Below are 17,244 nucleotides of genomic sequence, written 5' to 3'. Positions count from 1 at the left end.
TCAGCCCGCGGCGCCGTCCCAGCCCAGGTAGGGGTCCCAGCCGCCGCGCTCCGAAAGCGCGACTCCGCCGAGCCGCACCTCCGGCGCGCCCTCGCGCACCGTCCCCAGGGCGGTGAAGCCCGGAGGCAGCGCCGCGCCGGGAGGGAAGCAGGCGAGCATCGCGTGGTCCTCCCCGCCGCCGAGCACCAGCGCGCGGGCGAGCGCCGCATCGATGCCGTCCACGGCCGTCAGCGGGGCGGCGTGCGCGTCGACGGCGTCCGCGTCGAGATCGAGGACGACGCCACTCGCCCGGGCCATCCTCCGCGCGTCGAGGACGACGCCGTCCGAGACGTCCATCATCGCCGTCGCGACGCCGCCCGCCGCGATGCCGGCCGCGATCGGCGGCGTCGGCCGCAGCTGGGCGTCGAGCACCTCGGAGTGCTCGGCGCGGAGCGCTCGGGCGAGTGCCGCGTCGGGCTCGCCGGCCGTCCGCGCGCGCTCGAAGAGCAGCCGCAGGCCCAGGCCGGAGACGCCGAGGGGCCCGGCGGTCGCGAGGACGTCCCCCGGGCGCGCGCCGCTCCGGAGCACCGGCGGCCGGCCGTCGAGCGAGCCGAACGCCGTGATCGCCAGGGTCAGCGTCCCGGAGGCGGACAGGTCGCCGCCGACGACGCCGCAGCCGGGCGCCATCGCCGCGCAGCCCGCGGCGAGGCCGTCGGCGATCCCCTCGAGCACGTCGACGCCGAGGTGCTGCGGCGCGGCGAGGGCGACCACCAGCGCGGTCGGGCGCGCCCCCATCGCGGCGACGTCCGAGAGGTTGGACGCGGCGGCCTTCCAGCCGAGATCGAACGGCGAGGACCAGGCGAGCCGGAAGTCGGGGCCGTGCACCATCATGTCCGTCGTGACGACGAAGCGGCCGTCCGGCGCCCGGAGCACCGCGGAGTCGTCCCCCGGCCCGACGAGCGTCTCGGCGCCGCCACCGAACCTCGGCAGGATCCGCGCGAGGACCTCGCCCTCGCTGAGCTCGGCCAGGGTGGGGCTCGGATCCGGTGCCATGGTTCACACGCTAGCGTTGCCGTCGATGTCCTCCCGCCTGCTCCGCGCTCCCCTGGCCGCGGCCTCCGCCGTCCTGCTCCTGAGCGGCTGCTCGGCCGCCGTGGCGCTCGAACCCGCGGCGGACGCGACGAGCACCGGCTGCGCCGAGGTCTCGGTGCGCCTGCCCGACGTCGTCGCCGAGCTGCCCGAGCGCGAGACGAACGCGCAGGGCACGGCCGCCTGGGGCAGCCCGGCCGCGGTCATCCTGCACTGCGGCGTCACGCCGCCCGGCCCCACGACCGACCTCTGCGTCTCGGTCAGCGGCGTCGACTGGATCATCGACGAGTCGCAGGCTGCCGACGACGTCTACACGCTGACCACCTACGGCCGCGACCCGGCCGTCGAGATCACCGTGGACCAGAACCGCGCCTCCGGCACCTCGGCGGTCGTCGACCTCGCGAACGCCGTCTCCTACCTCCCTCAGGAGCGCGCCTGCACGAACGTGTCCGACACGGACACCCTCGACCCCGCGGGCACGCCGACGGGCTGACCCCGCGTCAGCCGTCGGTGCCGAGCGCCGCGGACGCCACCCGGAGCGCCCGCTCCGGCGTCGCTCCGAGGGCTCGCACCCGCGCGGCGTACACGCCCGCCGCGAGCTGCAGCTCGTGCTCGACCGCGTCGACCCCGCCGGACACGACGGTGCCGGCCCTGCCGCGCGTCTCGACGATCCCCGCCGCCTCGAGCTCCTTGTAGGCGCGCGCGACGGTCCCCGGAGCGACGCCGAGCTCCTCGGCGAGCGCGCGCACCGCGGGCAGCCGGGTGCCGACCAGGAGCAGCCCCGCGGCGACCTGCGCGGTGATCCCCTGCCGGATCTGCTCGAACGGCGCCCGCGGGCCCGGCTCGAGCCGGAGCCCGAGGCCCGCCTCGGTCATCGGACCGCGGCCGGGACGCGCTCGAGCGCCAGGTCCAGCAGCTCGCTGATCAGGTCGGGGTAGTCGACGCCGCTCGCGCCCCACATCCGCGGGAACATCGAGATCGGCGTGAAGCCGGGCATCGTGTTGATCTCGTTGATGACGAAGCCCTCGGCCGTCAGGAAGAAGTCGACGCGGGCGAGGCCCTCGGCGCCGATGGCGGTGAACGCGCTGACCGCGAGGGCGCGCATCTCGGCGAGCTCGTCCTCGGTGAGGTCGGCCGGGCAGACGAGCTCGACGCCCTTCATCCCGAGGTACTTCGCCTCGAAGTCGTAGAAGCCGCCGCCGCTGACGACGACCTCGCCGGCCACGGACGCCCGCGGAGACTCGCCCCGGCGCCCGCCGAGCACGCCGATCTCGACCTCGCGGCCGACGATCGCGGACTCGATCAGCACCCGGGAGTCGTGCGAGAACGCCTCCTCGAGCGCGGCGTCCAGCTGCGAGCGCTCGTCGACCCGGCTCACGCCGACGCTGGATCCGGCACGGGCCGGCTTGACGAAGGCGGGCAGGCCGAGCTCGTCGAGCGCCGACGCGGCGTCGCTCGGGTCCTCGCGCCACTCCGCCTCGGTCACCGTGTACCAGGGGGCGACCGCGATGCCCGCGGCGCGGAAGACGGTCTTGGTGAAGTGCTTGTCCATCCCGAGTGCGGAGGCGAGCACGCCGGAGCCGACGTAGGGCAGCCCGACCAGCTCGAGCATCCCCTGCACCGTGCCGTCCTCGCCCCACGGGCCGTGCAGGATCGGCAGCACCACGTCGACGTCGCCCAGCGAGCGGACGGAGCCGTCGGCCGCGGTGACGGTCAGCTCGCGCGAGAGCGCCGACTCCGGCCAGCGCACCCGGGAGCCGTTGTCCTCGACCCGCGGCAGGGCGCTCGCGTCGAGCGCGAACTTCTCCGGCCGGTCCTCCTCGAGCACGAACGCGCCGTCCGCGGTGATCCCGACCGGGATCACGTCGAAGCGGTCACGATCGATCGCCCGCAGCACCCCCGCCGCCGTTGCGCAGCTGATCGAGTGCTCGCTTGAACGCCCCCCGAACAGTACGGCCACTGCGAGCTTGCTGGTCATCGAGGTTCCTCTCCCCCTGGGGCTCGTCCGAATCCGTGGTCAGGTGCGGCGCGATATCCTTCGGATCGAGCGTACCGGCGAGCACCTGCGACACCTGCTCGACGATGGGCATGTCGACGCCGCGGGCGCGGGCGAGCTCGAGGATCGGCGCGACCGAGGAGAGCCCCTCCGCCGTCTGCTGCATCGACTTCACGACGTCGCCGAAGCTGTAGCCCTGACCGAGCAGGCGCCCGGCCGTGTTGTTGCGCGAGAGCGACGAGCTGGACGTGGCGATCAGGTCGCCGAGGCCGGCCAGCCCGGACATCGTCTCGGGGCGGCCGCCGTACGCGACGGCGAAGTCGGTCATCTCGGCGAGGCCGCGGGTGATGATCGAGGCCTTGGTGTTCTCGCCGTAGCCGACCCCGTCGACGATGCCGATCGCGACGGCGATCAGGTTCTTCAGCACGCCGCCGAACTCGGTCCCGATCACGTCGGTGTTGACGTAGGAGCGGAAGTAGCGGTTGGTCGCGGCGAGCGCGACCTCCTGCGCGGTGACGAGGCTCTCCGAGGCGATGACCGCCGCGGTCGGCTGCTCCTTGGCGATCTCGAGTGCGAGGTTCGGTCCGGAGGCGACCGCGATGCGGCTCGGATCGATCGGCAGCACCTGCGAGATCACCTCGCTCATCCGCTGGCCGGTGCCCTTCTCGACGCCCTTCATCAGGCTGACCAGGACGGTCCGCTCCGTGAGGAACGGCGTGATCGCCTCGAGGTTCCCGCGCAGGGTCTGCGACGGGATGGAGAGGTAGACGTGGTCGGCACCCTCGAGCGCCTCCTCGATCCGCGGTGTCGCCCGGATGTTGCGCGGCAGGTTGATGCCGGGGAGGTAGTCGCTGTTGCGCTTGGCCTCGGTGATCTCCCGCGCGAGCTCGGCCCGCCGGGCCCACATCACGACCTCCGAGCCGCCGTCGGCCAGGATCTTGGCGAACGTCGTCCCCCAGCTGCCCGCGCCGAGGACGGCCACGCGGCGCGGCACGGGGATCGGCGCCTTCTCGGCCCTACTGCTCCTGCTCAAAGCGTCCCGTGCCCTTCTGGTTGTGCTCGGCGGGGTTCCAGCGCTTCTCGGGCGCGGTCTCGCCGCGCAGCTCCTCGAGCAGGCGGGTGATCGCGGCCATCACGACGGTCGACGCCTCGTTGAGCGTGGCGGAGTCGAGGCTGCGCCCGCGGAACGCCGACAGGTCGACCGGATCGCCGACGAGGACGTCGACGCGCTTGCGGCGGAAGAGGGTGATCTTCCTGGAGTAGCGGCCCATCAGCTGCTGGGTGCCCCAGTGGGCGACGGGCACGACGGGCAGCCCGTACTGCAGCGCCATCCGGACCGCTCCGGTCTTGCCGCGCATCGGCCAGAGCTCGGGGTCGCGGGTGAGCGTGCCCTCCGGGTAGATCAGGACGGAGCCGCCCCGGTCGACCAGCTCCTTCGCCGCCTTGAGCGGCTCGCTGCCGCGCACGGAGCCCGCCCGCTCGACCGGGATCTGCCCGGAGGCGCGGAGGATCGCTCCGGCGACGGGGATCTTGAACAGCGACGCCTTCGCGAGGAAGCGCGGCGCGCGACCGGCCCGCCACAGCACCCAGCCCGTGATGAACGGGTCGATCTCGCTGTAGTGGTTCGGCGCGAAGACGAACGCGCCCTTGCTCGGGATCTTGTCGATGTCGCGGACCCGGAGGTCCACGGAGGCGGTCAGCGTCGGGATCACCGCCGCCGCGAGGAGCCAGAAGATGGACGGACGGCTTCGTTCAGACACCCGCCCATCCTCGCATCCCGCGTGGCCCGCGCCCGCGAGGCGCCGCGGTGCGGTCAGCGGGACGCCTCGGCGCCACCGGGACCGCCCAACGGAGTCCCGGCACGGGATCCGGCACGCGGAAACGGCTCCGGCTCGCAGGATCGGGGGGATTCTGCGAGCCGGAGCCGTTGTCGCGTGCCGGAGGCGCTCCGGGACTACGCGTCGAGCGAGAAGTCCGCGCCGAGCAGCTCGAGCTTGGTGAGGAAGTTCTCGTAGCCGCGGCTGATGATGCCGACGTTGGAGACGTGGGAGGTGCCCTCGGCCGAGAGCGCCGCGATCAGGTGCGAGAACCCGCCGCGCAGGTCCGGCACGACGATGTCTGCGCCGTGCAGCTTCGACGGGCCGGAGATGACCGCGGAGTGCATGAAGTTGCGCTGACCGAAGCGGCACGCCTGGCCGCCGAGGCACTCGCGGTGGATCTGGATGGTCGCGCCCATCTCGACCAGCGCGTCGACGAAGCCGAAGCGCTGCTCGTAGACGGTCTCGTGCACGATCGAGACGCCCTTGGCCTTGGTCAGCGCCACGACGAGCGGCTGCTGCCAGTCGGTCATGAAGCCGGGGTGCACGTCGGTCTCGATGATGACGGGCTTCAGCTCGCCACCGGGGTGGTAGAAGCGGATGCCGTCCTCGGCGATCTCGAAGGCGCCGCCGACCTTGCGGAAGACGTTGAGGAAGGTCGTCATCTCCTGCTGGCGGGCGCCGCCGACGAAGATGTCGCCGTCGGTCGCGAGCGCCGCGGCGGCCCACGAGGCGGCCTCGTTGCGGTCGAAGAGCGCGCGGTGGGTGTAGCCCTCGAGGCGGTCGACGCCCTCGATGCGGATCACGCGGTCGGTGTCGACCGAGATGATCGCGCCCATCTTCTGCAGGATGTTGATGAGATCCATGATCTCCGGCTCGATCGCCGCGCCCGACAGCTCGGTGATGCCCGAGGCGCGGACCGCGGTGAGCAGCACCTGCTCGGTCGCGCCGACGCTCGGGTAGGGCAGCGACACCTTGGCGCCGTGCAGGCCCTCGGGCGCCGACATCCGGATGCCGGAGGGCAGCTTCTCGACGATGGCGCCGAAGTTGCGGAGCACCTCGAGGTGGTAGTCGATCGGGCGGTCGCCGATGCGGCAGCCGCCGAGGTCGGGGATGAAGGCCTCGCCGAGGCGGTGCAGCAGCGGGCCGCAGAAGAGGATCGGGATGCGGCTGGAGCCGGCGTGCGCGTCGATGTCGGCGAAGTGCGCCGACTCGACGGCGGACGGGTCGAGGATCAGCTCGCCGACCTCCGGGCCCTGCTTCACCTTGACGCCGTGCACCTCGAGCAGGCCCTTCACGACGCGGACGTCGCTGATGTCGGGCACGTCGCGCAGCGTCGAGGCGGTCTCGCCGAGGAGTGCGGCGACCATCGCCTTGGTGACGAGGTTCTTCGCCCCCTTGAGCTCGATCCGGCCCTTCAGCGGACGACCGCCGTGGATCGTGAGCCTCTCGGTCGTCATCCCCACGTGCGCTCCCGCCGCCTTGGCATCCTGAAGAAGTGTGTTCACGCTATTTCACCGGCAATGTCTTGGGCCGCCAGCTCGCGCGACGGGTCTCGAATTCGGAAATGAGCGCTTCGTCGCGCAGGGTCAGGCCGATGTCGTCCAGCCCTTCGATCAGGCGCCAACGAGTGTAGTCGTCGACCTCGAAGGGGAAGGTCTCGCCACCGGCGGTGACCGTACGACCAACCAGATCGACGGTCGCTTCTATTCCCGGCGTCGCATCGATCAGCTCCCACAGCCTCGTGATGTCGCTCTCGGCCAGGGCCGCGGCGAGCAGGCCCTGCTTGCCGGAGTTGCCGCGGAAGATGTCGCCGAAGCGCGAGGAGAGCACGACGCGGAAGCCGAAGTCGCGCAGCGCCCAGACGGCGTGCTCGCGGCTGGAGCCGGTGCCGAAGTCGGGGCCCGCGACGAGGATCTGCGCGCCTTGGAAGGCCGGCCGGTTCAGCACGAACTCCGGGTCCTGGCGCCAGCCGTGGAAGAGAGCGTCCTCGAAGCCGGTCTTGGTGACCCGCTTGAGGAAGACGGCCGGGATGATCTGGTCGGTGTCGACGTTGCTGCGCTTCAGCGGCGCCGCGATGCCGGTGACGGTCTCGAACTTCTCCATGATCAGGCCTCCACCAGCTCGCGGACGGGCTCCAGGTCCGACGGACTGGAGAGGGTGCCGCGCACGGCGGTCGCAGCGGCGACGAGCGGCGAGACGAGGTGCGTGCGGCCGCCCTTGCCCTGCCGGCCCTCGAAGTTGCGGTTCGAGGTGGAGGCGCAGCGCTCCCCCGGGGCGAGCTGGTCCGGGTTCATGCCGAGGCACATCGAGCAGCCGGCGAAGCGCCATTCGGCGCCGAACGCGGTGATCACCTTGTCCAGGCCCTCGGCCTCGGCCTCGATGCGCACGCGGGCGGAGCCGGGGACGACCATCACCCGGACGCCGGGCGCCTTGGTGCGGCCCGCGATGATCGACGCGAAGGCGCGGAGATCCTCGATGCGCGAGTTGGTGCAGGAGCCCATGAAGACCGCGTCGACCGGGATCTCCTTCATCGGCGTGCCGGCCTCGAGGTCCATGTACTCCAGGGCGCGGCGGGCGTTCGAGCGCTCGTTCGGGTCCTCGATGGCGTCGGGGTCGGGCACGGCCTGCGAGAGCGAGACGCCCTGGCCGGGGTTGGTGCCCCAGGTGACGAAGGGCTCGAGCGCGTCGGCGTCGAGGACGACCTCGGCGTCGAAGACGGCGCCCTCGTCGCTCGGGAGCGTCCGCCAGTAGGCGACCGCGTCGGCCCAGTCCCGGCCCTCGGGGGCGTGCGGACGGCCCTCGAGGTAGGCGAAGGTCGTCTCGTCCGGGGCGACCATGCCGGCGCGGGCCCCGGCCTCGATCGACATGTTGCAGATCGTCATCCGGCCCTCCATCGAGAGCGCGCGGATCGCCGAGCCGCGGTACTCGAGCACGTAGCCCTGACCGCCGCCGGTGCCGATCTTCGCGATGACGGCGAGGATGATGTCCTTCGCGGTGACGCCCTCGCGCAGCTCGCCCTCGACCGTGATCGCCATGGTCTTGAAGGGCTTGAGCGGCAGGGTCTGGGTCGCCATCACGTGCTCGACCTCGCTGGTGCCGATGCCGAACGCCATCGCGCCGAAGGCGCCGTGCGTCGAGGTGTGCGAGTCGCCGCAGACCACGGTGATGCCGGGCATGGTCAGTCCGAGCTGCGGGCCGACGACGTGCACGATGCCCTGCTCGATGTCGCCGAGCGAGTGCAGGCGGACGCCGAACTCGGCGGCATTGCGCCGCAGGGTCTCGATCTGCGTGCGGCTGGTGAGGTCGGCGATCGGCTTGTCGATGCCGACCGTCGGCGTGTTGTGGTCCTCGGTCGCGATCGTGAGATCGGGGCGGCGGACCGGGCGGCCGGCCTGGCGGAGGCCGTCGAAGGCCTGCGGGCTGGTCACCTCGTGCACGAGGTGCAGGTCGATGTAGATCAGGTCGGGGGTGCCGTCCTCGCCCTTGGCGACGAGGTGGTCGTCCCAGACCTTCTCGGCCAGGGTGCGCGGGCGCTCCGCGGCCGGGCGCACAGCGGTATCGGGGGAACTGTCGTTCATGGCGGGATTCTCTTCCTCAGGAATGGTGGTCAGCCCACGAGAGACACCGCGACGAGAGAGGCCTGTCAGATCGAGGTCTCGTCGCGGCGGAGAAGGAGGAGCCGGCCGAACAGCATTGACCGAGGATAGCACCGCGTCGACGCCCGGCCGGGAGGCGCGGCCCGAGCGGATCGGAGCGATCCGGACACGCGATCAGGGCGCGACGAGCATGGCGATCAGCACCGCGGGGACCACCAGCAGCGCCGCCGCGCCGACCACCACGCCGCCGACCACGAAGACCGCGGCGACCGCGGCGCCGACCATCCCGACGAAGCCGGAGCGCCGCTTGACCGGCAGCGCCTCGTGCTCGAACCAATCGCCGTCGAGCGGGTCGGGCGACTCCTGCTCGAAGCGCTCGGCCTCGTCGATCCGGGCCGGCAGCTCGGCGAGCATCATCGCGGCGTGCGGCGACTCGGCGGCGAGCTCGAGCGGGCGCACCAGGGCGCGCTCCGCGAACTCGAACGGATCCTCGTCGGCGCGCACCAGGGCGCGCTCGAACGCCCGCCGCTCCTCGGGGGCGGCGCAGTTCTCGATCAGGTAGCCCCAGCGACCCGCCTCGATGAGGTCACCGGAGCGCCGGTAGAGCTCGGACAGGAGGACCCGGGGATCGAGCCACGTGGGGTCGGCATCGACACAGCGCTCGAGGAGCGACACGGCTCCTCGGACGTCCCCCTCTGCGAAGCGCGTCTTCGCGCGATCGAGAGCCTCGACGGTGTCCATCCCTCCAGTATGCCAATCGACAGCCGGGCTCTGCAGTCGGTTGTCGACGCCACTGTGACACGTTCGAGGGTCACGGCACCCGCGGAACGGTCGCGGCTCAGGCTCGGGGGACGAGCACGGCGTCCACGACGACGACCGTCACGTTGTCGCGTCCGCCCGCGTCGACCGCAGCCTGCACGAGCGCCTCGGCGAGGTCGACGCCGTGCAGCGCACCCGCGTCGCGGCGGGCGAAGAGCTCGGCGATGCGGGCGTCGGAGAGCTCCTTGGTGAGGCCGTCGGAGCAGAGCAGGTAGCTCGCCCGCGGCACGATCGGGAGGGTCCAGACGTCGGTCTCGACCTCGTCGTCGGCGCCGAGCGCGCGGGTGACGATGTTCCGGTCGGGGTGCGACTCCGCCGCCTCGCGGGTGAGCAGGCCGGCCGAGACCAGCTCCTGCACCGCCGAGTGGTCGACGGTGAGCTGCTGGATCCCGGCGCCGTCCCAGCGGTAGACGCGGGAGTCGCCGACGTTGAAGAGGGCCCAGGACGCGGGCCCGTCGCCGTCGGGACGGACGAGGGTCAGTCCGGTGAGCGTCGTCCCGCAGAGCGCACCGCCGACGTCGAGATCGCGGACGGCGGCGTTGGCGGTCTCGACGGCGGCGAAGACGTCCGAGACGGGCCCGATCGCCTCGGCGGTGCCCGCCCTCAGGCTCTCGACGGCCGTCGCGCTCGCCAGGTCGCCGCGGGCGTGCCCGCCCATGCCGTCGGCGACGGCCACCAGGAGCGGCGCGACGAGCAGCGCGTCCTCGTTCACCCGCCGGACGGCGCCCACGTCGGTGCTGCTCGACACCGTCAGGAGGAGGGTGCCCTGCGGCAGATCGATGCTGGTGGTGGTCGTCGTCGCAGTCACGGGACCGGGCTCACTTCTTCTCGGCGCGGTCCTGCCCGTCGGCGTCGGCGACGACCTCCGGGTGGCCGTCGTGCAGCTCGATGTGGGAGTGCTCGCGGCGCATCTTGATCAGGCTCGCGACCGTGGCGACGGTCATGCTGACGACGATGACGGCCAGCGAGGTGATCGTGTCGATGTCCCAGACCGGCAGCGGCTCGCCGCCGTTGAGGAAGGGCAGGTCGTTCTCGTGCAGGGCGTGCAGCACGAGCTTCACACCGATGAAGGCGAGGATGAACGCGATGCCGTACTTGAGGTACTCGAGCTTGTCGATCAGTCCGCCGAGCAGGAAGTAGAGCTGGCGCAGACCCATCAGGGCGAAGATGTTGGCGGTGAAGACGATGAACGGGCTCTCCGTGATGCCGAAGATCGCCGGGATCGAGTCGAGCGCGAACAGCAGGTCCGTCGAGCCGATCGCGAGGAACACGATCAGCATCGGCGTGAAGTACTTCTTCCCGTCCTTCACCGTGCGGATCTTCGAGCCGTCGAACTCGTCCGAGATCTTCACGCGCTTGCGCAGCAGGCGGATGAGGAGGTTGTCGGTGCCCTCGTTCTCGTCCTCCTTGCCGAACGCCTGGTTCCAGGCGGTGTAGACGAGGAACGCGCCGAAGAGGTAGAAGATCCAGCTGAAGCTCTCGATCAGCTGCGCGCCGAGGAGGATGAACACCCCGCGGAAGATCAGCGCGATGATGATGCCCACCATCAGCACTTCCTGCTGGTACTTCGGCGGCACCGCGAAGCGGCCCATGATGATCACGAAGACGAACAGATTGTCGATCGACAGGCTGTACTCGGTCAGCCAGCCCGCGACGAACTGACCGGCGACCTCTCCCCCGCCCAGCAGCAGCATCACCAGCGCGAAGATCAGCGCGAGCGTGACGTAGAAGCCGACCCAGAGGCCCGACTCCTTCAGGCTCGGCACGTGCGGGCGCTTGTAGACCAGCAGCAGGTCCGCGGCCAGGATGAGGCTCAGGACGACGAACGAGCCGGTCACGAACCAGACGGGCAGCTCTTGCATGGGACGACCTTCCGGGTGAGTGTGTTCCGACGGTCCCTCCCCGGGGAGCGGGCCGTTAAACGAGAAGAACCCCCGGCCATGACCGGGGGTTCTGCTCGTGTTGCCGTGGTGACCCCAGCGGGATTTGAACCCGCGTTACCGCCGTGAGAGGGCGACGTCCTAGGCCGCTAAACGATGGGGCCGCGTTTTTGCAACTCGAAGAGTGTTGCACACGGATCCGCACCGGTGCAAATCGAGCGGGTGGACGGCGCGGCCGCCGGGACCGCCTTGCACGGCGGCGGCCCCCGCGAGAGGCTCGGATCATGCGACTGACCAAGCTCGAGCACGCCACCGTCCTCGTCGAGGAGGCGGGCTCGCGGCTCGTCCTCGACCCCGGATCCTTCACCCGGCCCGTCGAGGGCACGGCCGACACGGTCGCGGTCGTGATCACCCACGAGCACGCCGACCACTGGACCCCCGAGCAGCTGGAGCGCCTGCGCGCCGCGAACCCGGGACTGCGCATCCTCGGCCCGGCCGGCGTCGCCGCGGCGGCCGAGGGCTTCGACGTCGAGACGGTCGCCGAGGGCGACGTCGTCGAGGTCGGGCCGTTCGAGCTGCGCTTCTTCGGCTCCCGGCACGCGGTGATCCACTCCTCCATCCCCGTGATCGACAACGTCGGAGTGCTGGTGAACGGCCGCTTCTACTACGCGGGCGACTCCTTCACCGTGCCCACCGGTGCCGACGTCGAGGTGCTGGCGGCCCCCTCGGGAGCCCCGTGGATGAAGATCGCGGAGTCGATCGACTACGTCCTCGAGCTCGCACCGCGGCACGCCTTCGCGACGCACGAGCGGGTGCTCTCGGAGGCCGGTCAGAAGCTCGGCCACGACCGCCTCGGCTGGGCGACCCGCGAGGGCGGCGGCGAGTACCACGCCCTCGAGCCCGGCGACGTGCTCGACGTCTAGCCGCACGGAGTGCGCGCTCGTCAGAGGATGCGGGAGTCGAGGATCTCGGCCTGATCGAGGTCGCGCCGTGCCGGTGAGCTCGAGGACGTCCGACCGAGGAGGCGTCGAGGATCCGGCGGTGATGCGACCGGACGGCGGGATCAGGACCGAGCGACGACGTGCTCGAGGTCGGCGCCGAACTCGAAGGTGCCCGATGCCTCGGTGCCGGAGCGCAGCACCGCGGGCAGCCAGAAGCGCGCGTCGTCCCACATCCGGTCGAGCGGGACCTCGTCGAGCGGGACGAAGGCGGCGGCGAGCTCGCCCGACGCGACCACGTCGCCCGACCAGCGGCGGCAGACGAAGACGTGCGAGCGCTGACTCCAGGCGGGCCGGTGCGGGAAGAGGTAGTCGAGGGAGCCGCGGGGCTCGAGGTCCGTCGGCTCCGTGCGCAGGCCGACCTCCTCCGCGAGCTCGCGGACGGCGGCCTCGGCGGGCGACTCCCCCGGCTCGAGCTTGCCGCCGGGCGCCACGATCCTGCCCTCGCCGAGGCCGCGGAGCTTCCGCCCCAGCAGCACCTCGACGCCGCGGGGCGAGTCGCGGAGGACGTAGACGACGCAGACCTCGGGCAGCGGGCGGATCGGGGGCTGCGCACCCATGCCGCACCTCCGCTCGCCGGGTCCGGGGGGTCGGGACCGCCGTCGTAGGCTAGCCCGGTGACGACGACCGCGCTCGAGCGCTTCCAGGCCCTGCTGCGGGTCGACACGGTGTCGCACTCCGACGAGTCCGACACCGACTGGAGCCGCTTCCGCGTCTTCCAGGAGCTGCTCGAGCAGTTCTACCCCGCGCTGCACAGTGCCCTCGAGCGCGAGACCGTGGCCGGTCACTCCCTGGTCTGGCGCTGGCGCGGCACCGAGGACGGCGAGCCCTCGGTCCTGATGGCGCACTACGACGTGGTCAGCGTCACCCCCGACGACTGGTCGATCGCGCCGTTCGCGGCCGACACCGTCCTCCGCCCCGACGGCCGCACGGCGATCGTGGGGCGCGGCGCGCTCGACGACAAGGGCTCCCTCGTCGCGCTCCTCGAGGCCGTCGAGGCGGCCGTCCTGCGCGGCGAGCGTCCCCGCAGGGACGTCTACCTCGTCTCGACGCACAACGAGGAGACGGCCGGCGACGGTGCGCCGTCGATCGTCGCCCTGCTCGGCGCGCGCGGGGTGCGCCCCCGCTTCGTGCTGGACGAGGGCGGCAACGTCCGCCGCGGCATCGTGCCCGGAGTGAGCACGCCGATCGCCGTCATCGGCGTCACCGAGCGCGGCATCATGAACCTCGAGCTGACCTGCCGCGACGCGGGCGGGCACGCCTCCGCCCCGCCGCCCCTGCCGGGCATGCTCGCCACCCAGCGCCTCGCGCGGGCGATCCACCGCCTCACCGAGAACCCGTTCCCCTCGACGCTGCCGGAGCCGATCGCCGAGCTGGTGCGCGCCGCCGCACCCCGCGCCGACGCCGCGCACGCCGTCTGGTACGCCAGCCCGCACGAGCACCCCGACGCGGTCATCGGCGCTCTCGCCTCGCACTCCAACCGCGCCGCGGCGATGCTGCGGACCACCGTGGCGATCACGCAGCTGCGCGGCAGCACCGGGGCCAACGTCCTCGCGTCCTCCGCCAGCGCGATCGCGAACGTGCGGATCAACCCGGGCGGCACCGTCGCCGGTGTGGTCGAGCGGATCCGCGCGGTGATCGACGACCCCGAGGTCGAGATCGAGGTGCGCGTCGCGCACGAGCCCTCCCCCGTCTCCCCCACCGGCGAGCCGGGCGACGGCGGCCCCTACGACGTGCTCCGCGGCGTCGTGCAGGAGGTCTTCCCCGAGGCGATCGTCGCGCCCTACGTGCAGACCGGTGGCAGCGACGCCCGGCACTTCCACGCGATCAGCGACGGGGTCTACCGCTTCATCCCCTTCGAGATCAGCCCGCAGCAGCAGCTCGGCATCCACGGCGCCGACGAGTCGATCGAGGTCGACCAGTTCGAGCGCGCCATCGCCTTCTACGCGCGGCTCCTGCTCGAGCTCTGACGCATCCCTCTGCGGTGCCGATGCGCGGCGTGGGCGCTCGGTGTGCGGGGAGTGCGCGCAGGGTGTGCCGTTCCTGAGGACCGAGGCGCCGGGCAGGGCCGAATCTGGGAAAACCGTTCGATGACGCGCCGGTCCTCGTTGGCCGTCCGTTCACCCCGCGATGATGGACTGAGCCTCGCGGGAGCAGTTCCCAGCCCGCGGACCGCAGTACAGCACCATGCGACATCCCGTACCGACGCCGACTCGATCGAGCCGGCCCCACCGATCGTGGAACCCGAGGATCATGACTGTCCGCCAGGCCGAGTACCCCCGGCCGAACCACTTCATCCTTCACCTCAGCGACACCCACTTCATCGCCGGAGACGGCGGGCTGTACGGCTCCGACGTCGACAGCGAGGCGCAGCTCCGCCGCCTGTTCGACGAGCTGGAGGCCTCGGGCGGTCGCCCGGAGGCGGTCGTGATCACCGGCGATCTGGCCGACAAGGGCGAGCCGCAGGCGTACGCCAAGCTGCGCGCCGTCGTCGAGCCGGCCGCCGCCCGCCTGGGTGCGGAGGTGATCTGGGTGATGGGCAATCACGACGACCGCGGAGCGTTCCGCTCCGGCCTGCTCGACCAGCTGCCGACCACGCAGCCGATCGACCGCGTGCACGATGTGAACGGACTGCGCATCATCGCGCTGGACTCGACCGTCCCCGGTGCCCACTACGGCGAGATCTCGGACGCCCAGCTCGACTGGCTCGCCGAGGAGCTCTCCAGCCCGGCGCCGCACGGCACGATCCTGGCGCTGCACCACCCGCCGGTGCCGAGCGTGCTCGACCTGTCGGTGCTCGTCGAGCTCCGCGATCAGCCGGCGCTCGCGGAGGTCCTCGAGGGCTCGGACGTCCGCAGCATCATCGCCGGTCACCTGCACTACTCCTCGACGGCGACGTTCGCGGGCATCCCCGTCTCGGTCGCGTCGGCCACCTGCTATACGCAGGACCTCAACGTGCCCGTCGGCGGCACCCGCGCCCGCAACTCGGCGCAGGCCTTCAACCTCATCCACGTCTACGACGGCACGGTGCTGCACTCGGTGGTGCCGATCGGCGCCTCGACCGAGGTGTCCTACGTCTCGGCGAACGAGACCGAGCGGATCCTCGCCTCGCACGGCGTCGAGATCGCCCCGGCCACGGCCGCTCCGCTCGAGCAGGTCGAGGCGCTCTACCCGCCCGTCGCGGAGCCGGTCGGCGTCAGCGCCTAGCGGCCCGCATTCGATCTGCAGGCGATCCGCGCCGAGAGACGATCCCGTCCGAGTCTCCGGAGCCGCGGATCGCCTGCAGAACAGACGGGAGCCTGCAGAACCGGCAGGTGCTGCAGAGCGGACGTCAGCGCTTGGAACGGTTGCGGTCGAGGGCGAACAGACGACCGGCGAAGGCGAGGGCCGCGCCGAGGGCGATCCCGACGCCGAGACCCGCGCCGACCCCGATGCCGGGGAAGACGAGCGCGCTGGCGAGTCCGAGCAGCAGCCCGAGGACTCCTCCGCCGATCGCCCAGCCCATGATCAGTCGACCGTCTCCCACGGCGCCGGGATCGGGTAGTACTCCTCGAGGAAGTCGATCACCGCGCGGGTGCGCACCTCGGCGGAGATCTCGGGGAAGCTGCCGTCGTTCAGGCAGAAGAAGTCGACGGCGCGGTTCTTCAGCAGCTTCTTCATGTCCTTCAGGCCCTGGTGCATCGTCGTGTCGACGTACTTCACGGAGGCGTTCTCCTGCACCACCGCGCGGCCGGTCATCAGCGCGTAGTAGTGGTAGAGCGAGTTGGTGACGGAGACGTCGCTCGCCGAGCGGAAGCGGCTCGCGGCCGTCGCGGTGAACTCCGGCTCGAACTCGGACTCGAGCTCGGCCATCACGCTCTTGCGGAGCGGCGTGGCGGCGTGCTCGAGGTGGCGGGTCGTCATCGCGCCGAAGCGCTCGCGGAGCAGCCGGCGGTTGACACGCGCCGCGTTCTCGAACCCGCTGCGGGAGGCGTTGGAGTCGCCCATCCCGATGCGGGTGGTCGCCTCGATGAACTTGGTGATGCCGCCGGGCGAGAAGAAGATCGACGGGTCGACGGGGCGGCCGAAGAACATGTCGTCGTTCGAGTAGAGGAAGTGCTCGGCCAGGCCGGGGATGCGGTGCAGCTGGCTCTCGACCGCGTGCGAGTTGTGCGTGGGCAGCACCGAGAGGTCGCGGAAGTGGTCCTCGCTGCGGACCAGGGTGACGTCGGGGTGCTCGTCGAGCCAGCGCGGGCGCGGCGAGTCGGTGACGATGTAGATGTGCCGGACCCACGGCGCGTACATGTAGACGCTGCGCAGCGCGTACTTCAGCTCGTCGATCTGGCGGAAGCGCGCGGGGGCGTCGTCGCCCTCGCCCACGACGTAGCTGGCCATCCGGGCGGCGCGGGCGCGCTGGAACTCCAGGTCCGTCCCGTCGACCCAGGAGAAGACGATGTCCACGTCGAAGCGGATGTCGCTGACCAGCGGCTCGAACATGCCCTCGAAGGTCGGCCAGGTGCGGCCGTAGGCCTCGACGTGCGCGTCGATCGCCTCGGCGACGGGGAGGCTGCTGCGCATCAGCGCGTTCTCGGCGGGAGTGGTGATCTCCTCCTCGCCGACCTTCCAGAACTCCAGGCGGACACCGCTGCGGGCGCCGTAGCGGAGCGAGCCGCTCGAGGAGACGCGGGGGCGGAAGAGCGAGAAGACGGCGGCGCGCGGATACGGGGCGATCGCGCCCTCGGCCAGGAGCAGGGGCGGGGTGCCGCGCTTGTCGAGCGTCTTCACGTAGAAGGGCTCGGTGGCGAAGGCGCGGGCCAGGAGCGTCGCCAGCTCGGCGCCGAGCGAGCGGTCGATCGCGAGGAAGGGAGCGCCCTTCGTGCCCCGGATGAGGCGGTAGGGGAACTCGGCCTCGTCGAGCACCTCGCCGAGGGCGATCAGGTCCTCGGTCCAGGCCGCCTGCGGGGTCGTACTCGAGTTGACCAGCGAGAACAGTCCGGCATGGACGACGACGTCGTCACGGTCGAAATGGCGCGGACGCAGGAGGGCAGACGGCAGAGGACGGACAGAAGGCATGATTCACATTATCCG

General features: G+C 71.6%; 18 protein-coding genes and 1 tRNA gene. 4 read left to right on the top strand and 15 right to left on the bottom strand.

Annotated elements, in window-relative coordinates; all coding sequences use genetic code 11:
- A complete protein-coding gene (thiL, locus tag GTU73_RS08280; RefSeq protein ID WP_160088533.1) occupies positions 1–1,032 on the bottom strand; it encodes a thiamine-phosphate kinase in 1,032 nt (343 codons plus the stop codon).
- 25 nt (positions 1,033–1,057) lie between these two features.
- On the opposite strand from thiL, the gene GTU73_RS08275 reads away from it, so the two are divergent.
- Positions 1,058–1,561 (top strand): DUF3515 domain-containing protein, encoded by a 504-nt coding sequence (locus GTU73_RS08275; RefSeq protein ID WP_160088531.1) that lies wholly within the window; start codon positions 1,058–1,060, stop codon positions 1,559–1,561.
- Positions 1,562–1,568: 7 nt separating this feature from the next.
- Here the strand turns inward: GTU73_RS08275 and GTU73_RS08270 are convergent, their stop codons facing one another.
- From GTU73_RS08270 to GTU73_RS08220, 11 genes are all read right to left on the bottom strand, one after another.
- The gene (locus GTU73_RS08270) at positions 1,569–1,943 is read right to left on the bottom strand and encodes a GntR family transcriptional regulator (RefSeq protein ID WP_160088529.1); all 375 of its coding nucleotides are present in this window, start codon (positions 1,941–1,943) and stop codon (positions 1,569–1,571) included.
- The gene (locus GTU73_RS08265) at positions 1,940–3,046 is read right to left on the bottom strand and encodes a D-alanine--D-alanine ligase family protein (protein WP_160088527.1); all 1,107 of its coding nucleotides are present in this window, start codon (positions 3,044–3,046) and stop codon (positions 1,940–1,942) included. The genes GTU73_RS08270 and GTU73_RS08265 overlap by 4 nt, the downstream gene beginning before the upstream one ends.
- Entirely contained in the window at positions 2,943–4,097 is a 1,155-nt protein-coding gene (locus GTU73_RS08260; RefSeq protein ID WP_160088525.1) for an NAD(P)H-dependent glycerol-3-phosphate dehydrogenase, read from the bottom strand. The genes GTU73_RS08265 and GTU73_RS08260 overlap by 104 nt, the downstream gene beginning before the upstream one ends.
- Positions 4,081–4,824 carry a lysophospholipid acyltransferase family protein gene (locus GTU73_RS08255; RefSeq protein WP_244231818.1) on the bottom strand — a complete coding sequence of 248 codons (744 nt, stop codon included), beginning with the start codon at positions 4,822–4,824 and terminating at the stop codon, positions 4,081–4,083. Before GTU73_RS08255 ends, GTU73_RS08260 begins: the two co-directional genes overlap by 17 nt.
- Before the next feature lie 194 nt (positions 4,825–5,018).
- Positions 5,019–6,341, bottom strand: coding sequence for a UDP-N-acetylglucosamine 1-carboxyvinyltransferase (murA, locus tag GTU73_RS08250; RefSeq protein WP_160088523.1), 1,323 nt, complete (start codon positions 6,339–6,341; stop codon positions 5,019–5,021).
- A 49-nt stretch (positions 6,342–6,390) separates the two neighbouring features.
- Positions 6,391–6,987 (bottom strand): 3-isopropylmalate dehydratase small subunit, encoded by a 597-nt coding sequence (gene leuD, locus GTU73_RS08245; protein WP_160088521.1) that lies wholly within the window; start codon positions 6,985–6,987, stop codon positions 6,391–6,393.
- A gap of 2 nt (positions 6,988–6,989) precedes the next feature.
- Positions 6,990–8,462, bottom strand: coding sequence for a 3-isopropylmalate dehydratase large subunit (gene leuC, locus GTU73_RS08240; protein WP_160088519.1), 1,473 nt, complete (start codon positions 8,460–8,462; stop codon positions 6,990–6,992).
- Positions 8,463–8,654: 192 nt separating this feature from the next.
- A complete protein-coding gene (locus GTU73_RS08235) occupies positions 8,655–9,221 on the bottom strand; it encodes a DUF6584 family protein (protein ID WP_160088517.1) in 567 nt (188 codons plus the stop codon).
- Between the two features lie 97 nt (positions 9,222–9,318).
- Positions 9,319–10,107 carry a protein phosphatase 2C domain-containing protein gene (locus GTU73_RS08230; protein ID WP_160088515.1) on the bottom strand — a complete coding sequence of 263 codons (789 nt, stop codon included), beginning with the start codon at positions 10,105–10,107 and terminating at the stop codon, positions 9,319–9,321.
- A 10-nt stretch (positions 10,108–10,117) separates the two neighbouring features.
- Positions 10,118–11,161, bottom strand: a complete 1,044-nt coding sequence (locus GTU73_RS08225; protein WP_123445561.1) for a TerC family protein — start codon at positions 11,159–11,161, stop codon at positions 10,118–10,120.
- Between the two features lie 106 nt (positions 11,162–11,267).
- Positions 11,268–11,343, bottom strand: a tRNA-Glu gene (locus GTU73_RS08220).
- 120 nt (positions 11,344–11,463) lie between these two features.
- On the opposite strand from GTU73_RS08220, the gene GTU73_RS08215 reads away from it, so the two are divergent.
- The gene (locus tag GTU73_RS08215) at positions 11,464–12,102 is read left to right on the top strand and encodes an MBL fold metallo-hydrolase (RefSeq protein ID WP_160088513.1); all 639 of its coding nucleotides are present in this window, start codon (positions 11,464–11,466) and stop codon (positions 12,100–12,102) included.
- A gap of 140 nt (positions 12,103–12,242) precedes the next feature.
- Here GTU73_RS08215 and GTU73_RS08210 read toward each other — a convergent pair whose 3' ends face one another.
- Entirely contained in the window at positions 12,243–12,737 is a 495-nt protein-coding gene (locus GTU73_RS08210) for an NUDIX domain-containing protein (RefSeq protein ID WP_160088511.1), read from the bottom strand.
- 57 nt (positions 12,738–12,794) lie between these two features.
- Between GTU73_RS08210 and GTU73_RS08205 the strand changes: the two genes are divergently transcribed.
- Positions 12,795–14,147, top strand: coding sequence for a M20/M25/M40 family metallo-hydrolase (locus GTU73_RS08205; RefSeq protein WP_160088509.1), 1,353 nt, complete (start codon positions 12,795–12,797; stop codon positions 14,145–14,147).
- A gap of 283 nt (positions 14,148–14,430) precedes the next feature.
- Positions 14,431–15,384, top strand: a complete 954-nt coding sequence (locus tag GTU73_RS08200; protein WP_160088507.1) for a phosphodiesterase — start codon at positions 14,431–14,433, stop codon at positions 15,382–15,384.
- Between the two features lie 124 nt (positions 15,385–15,508).
- Here the strand turns inward: GTU73_RS08200 and GTU73_RS08195 are convergent, their stop codons facing one another.
- The gene (locus GTU73_RS08195; protein ID WP_160088505.1) at positions 15,509–15,703 is read right to left on the bottom strand and encodes a hypothetical protein; all 195 of its coding nucleotides are present in this window, start codon (positions 15,701–15,703) and stop codon (positions 15,509–15,511) included.
- On the bottom strand, positions 15,685–17,229 hold the full coding sequence (locus tag GTU73_RS08190) for a stealth family protein (RefSeq protein ID WP_160088503.1): 1,545 nt from the start codon (positions 17,227–17,229) through the stop codon (positions 15,685–15,687). The genes GTU73_RS08195 and GTU73_RS08190 overlap by 19 nt, the downstream gene beginning before the upstream one ends.
- Positions 17,230–17,244: the final 15 nt, after the last annotated feature.

Origin of the sequence: Rathayibacter sp. VKM Ac-2804, assembly GCF_009866655.1 — a bacterium.
Lineage (GTDB): Bacteria > Actinomycetota > Actinomycetes > Actinomycetales > Microbacteriaceae > Rathayibacter.
The sequence above is the reverse complement of the archived record's forward strand: the minus strand, read 5'-3'. Positions and strand labels throughout refer to the sequence as shown.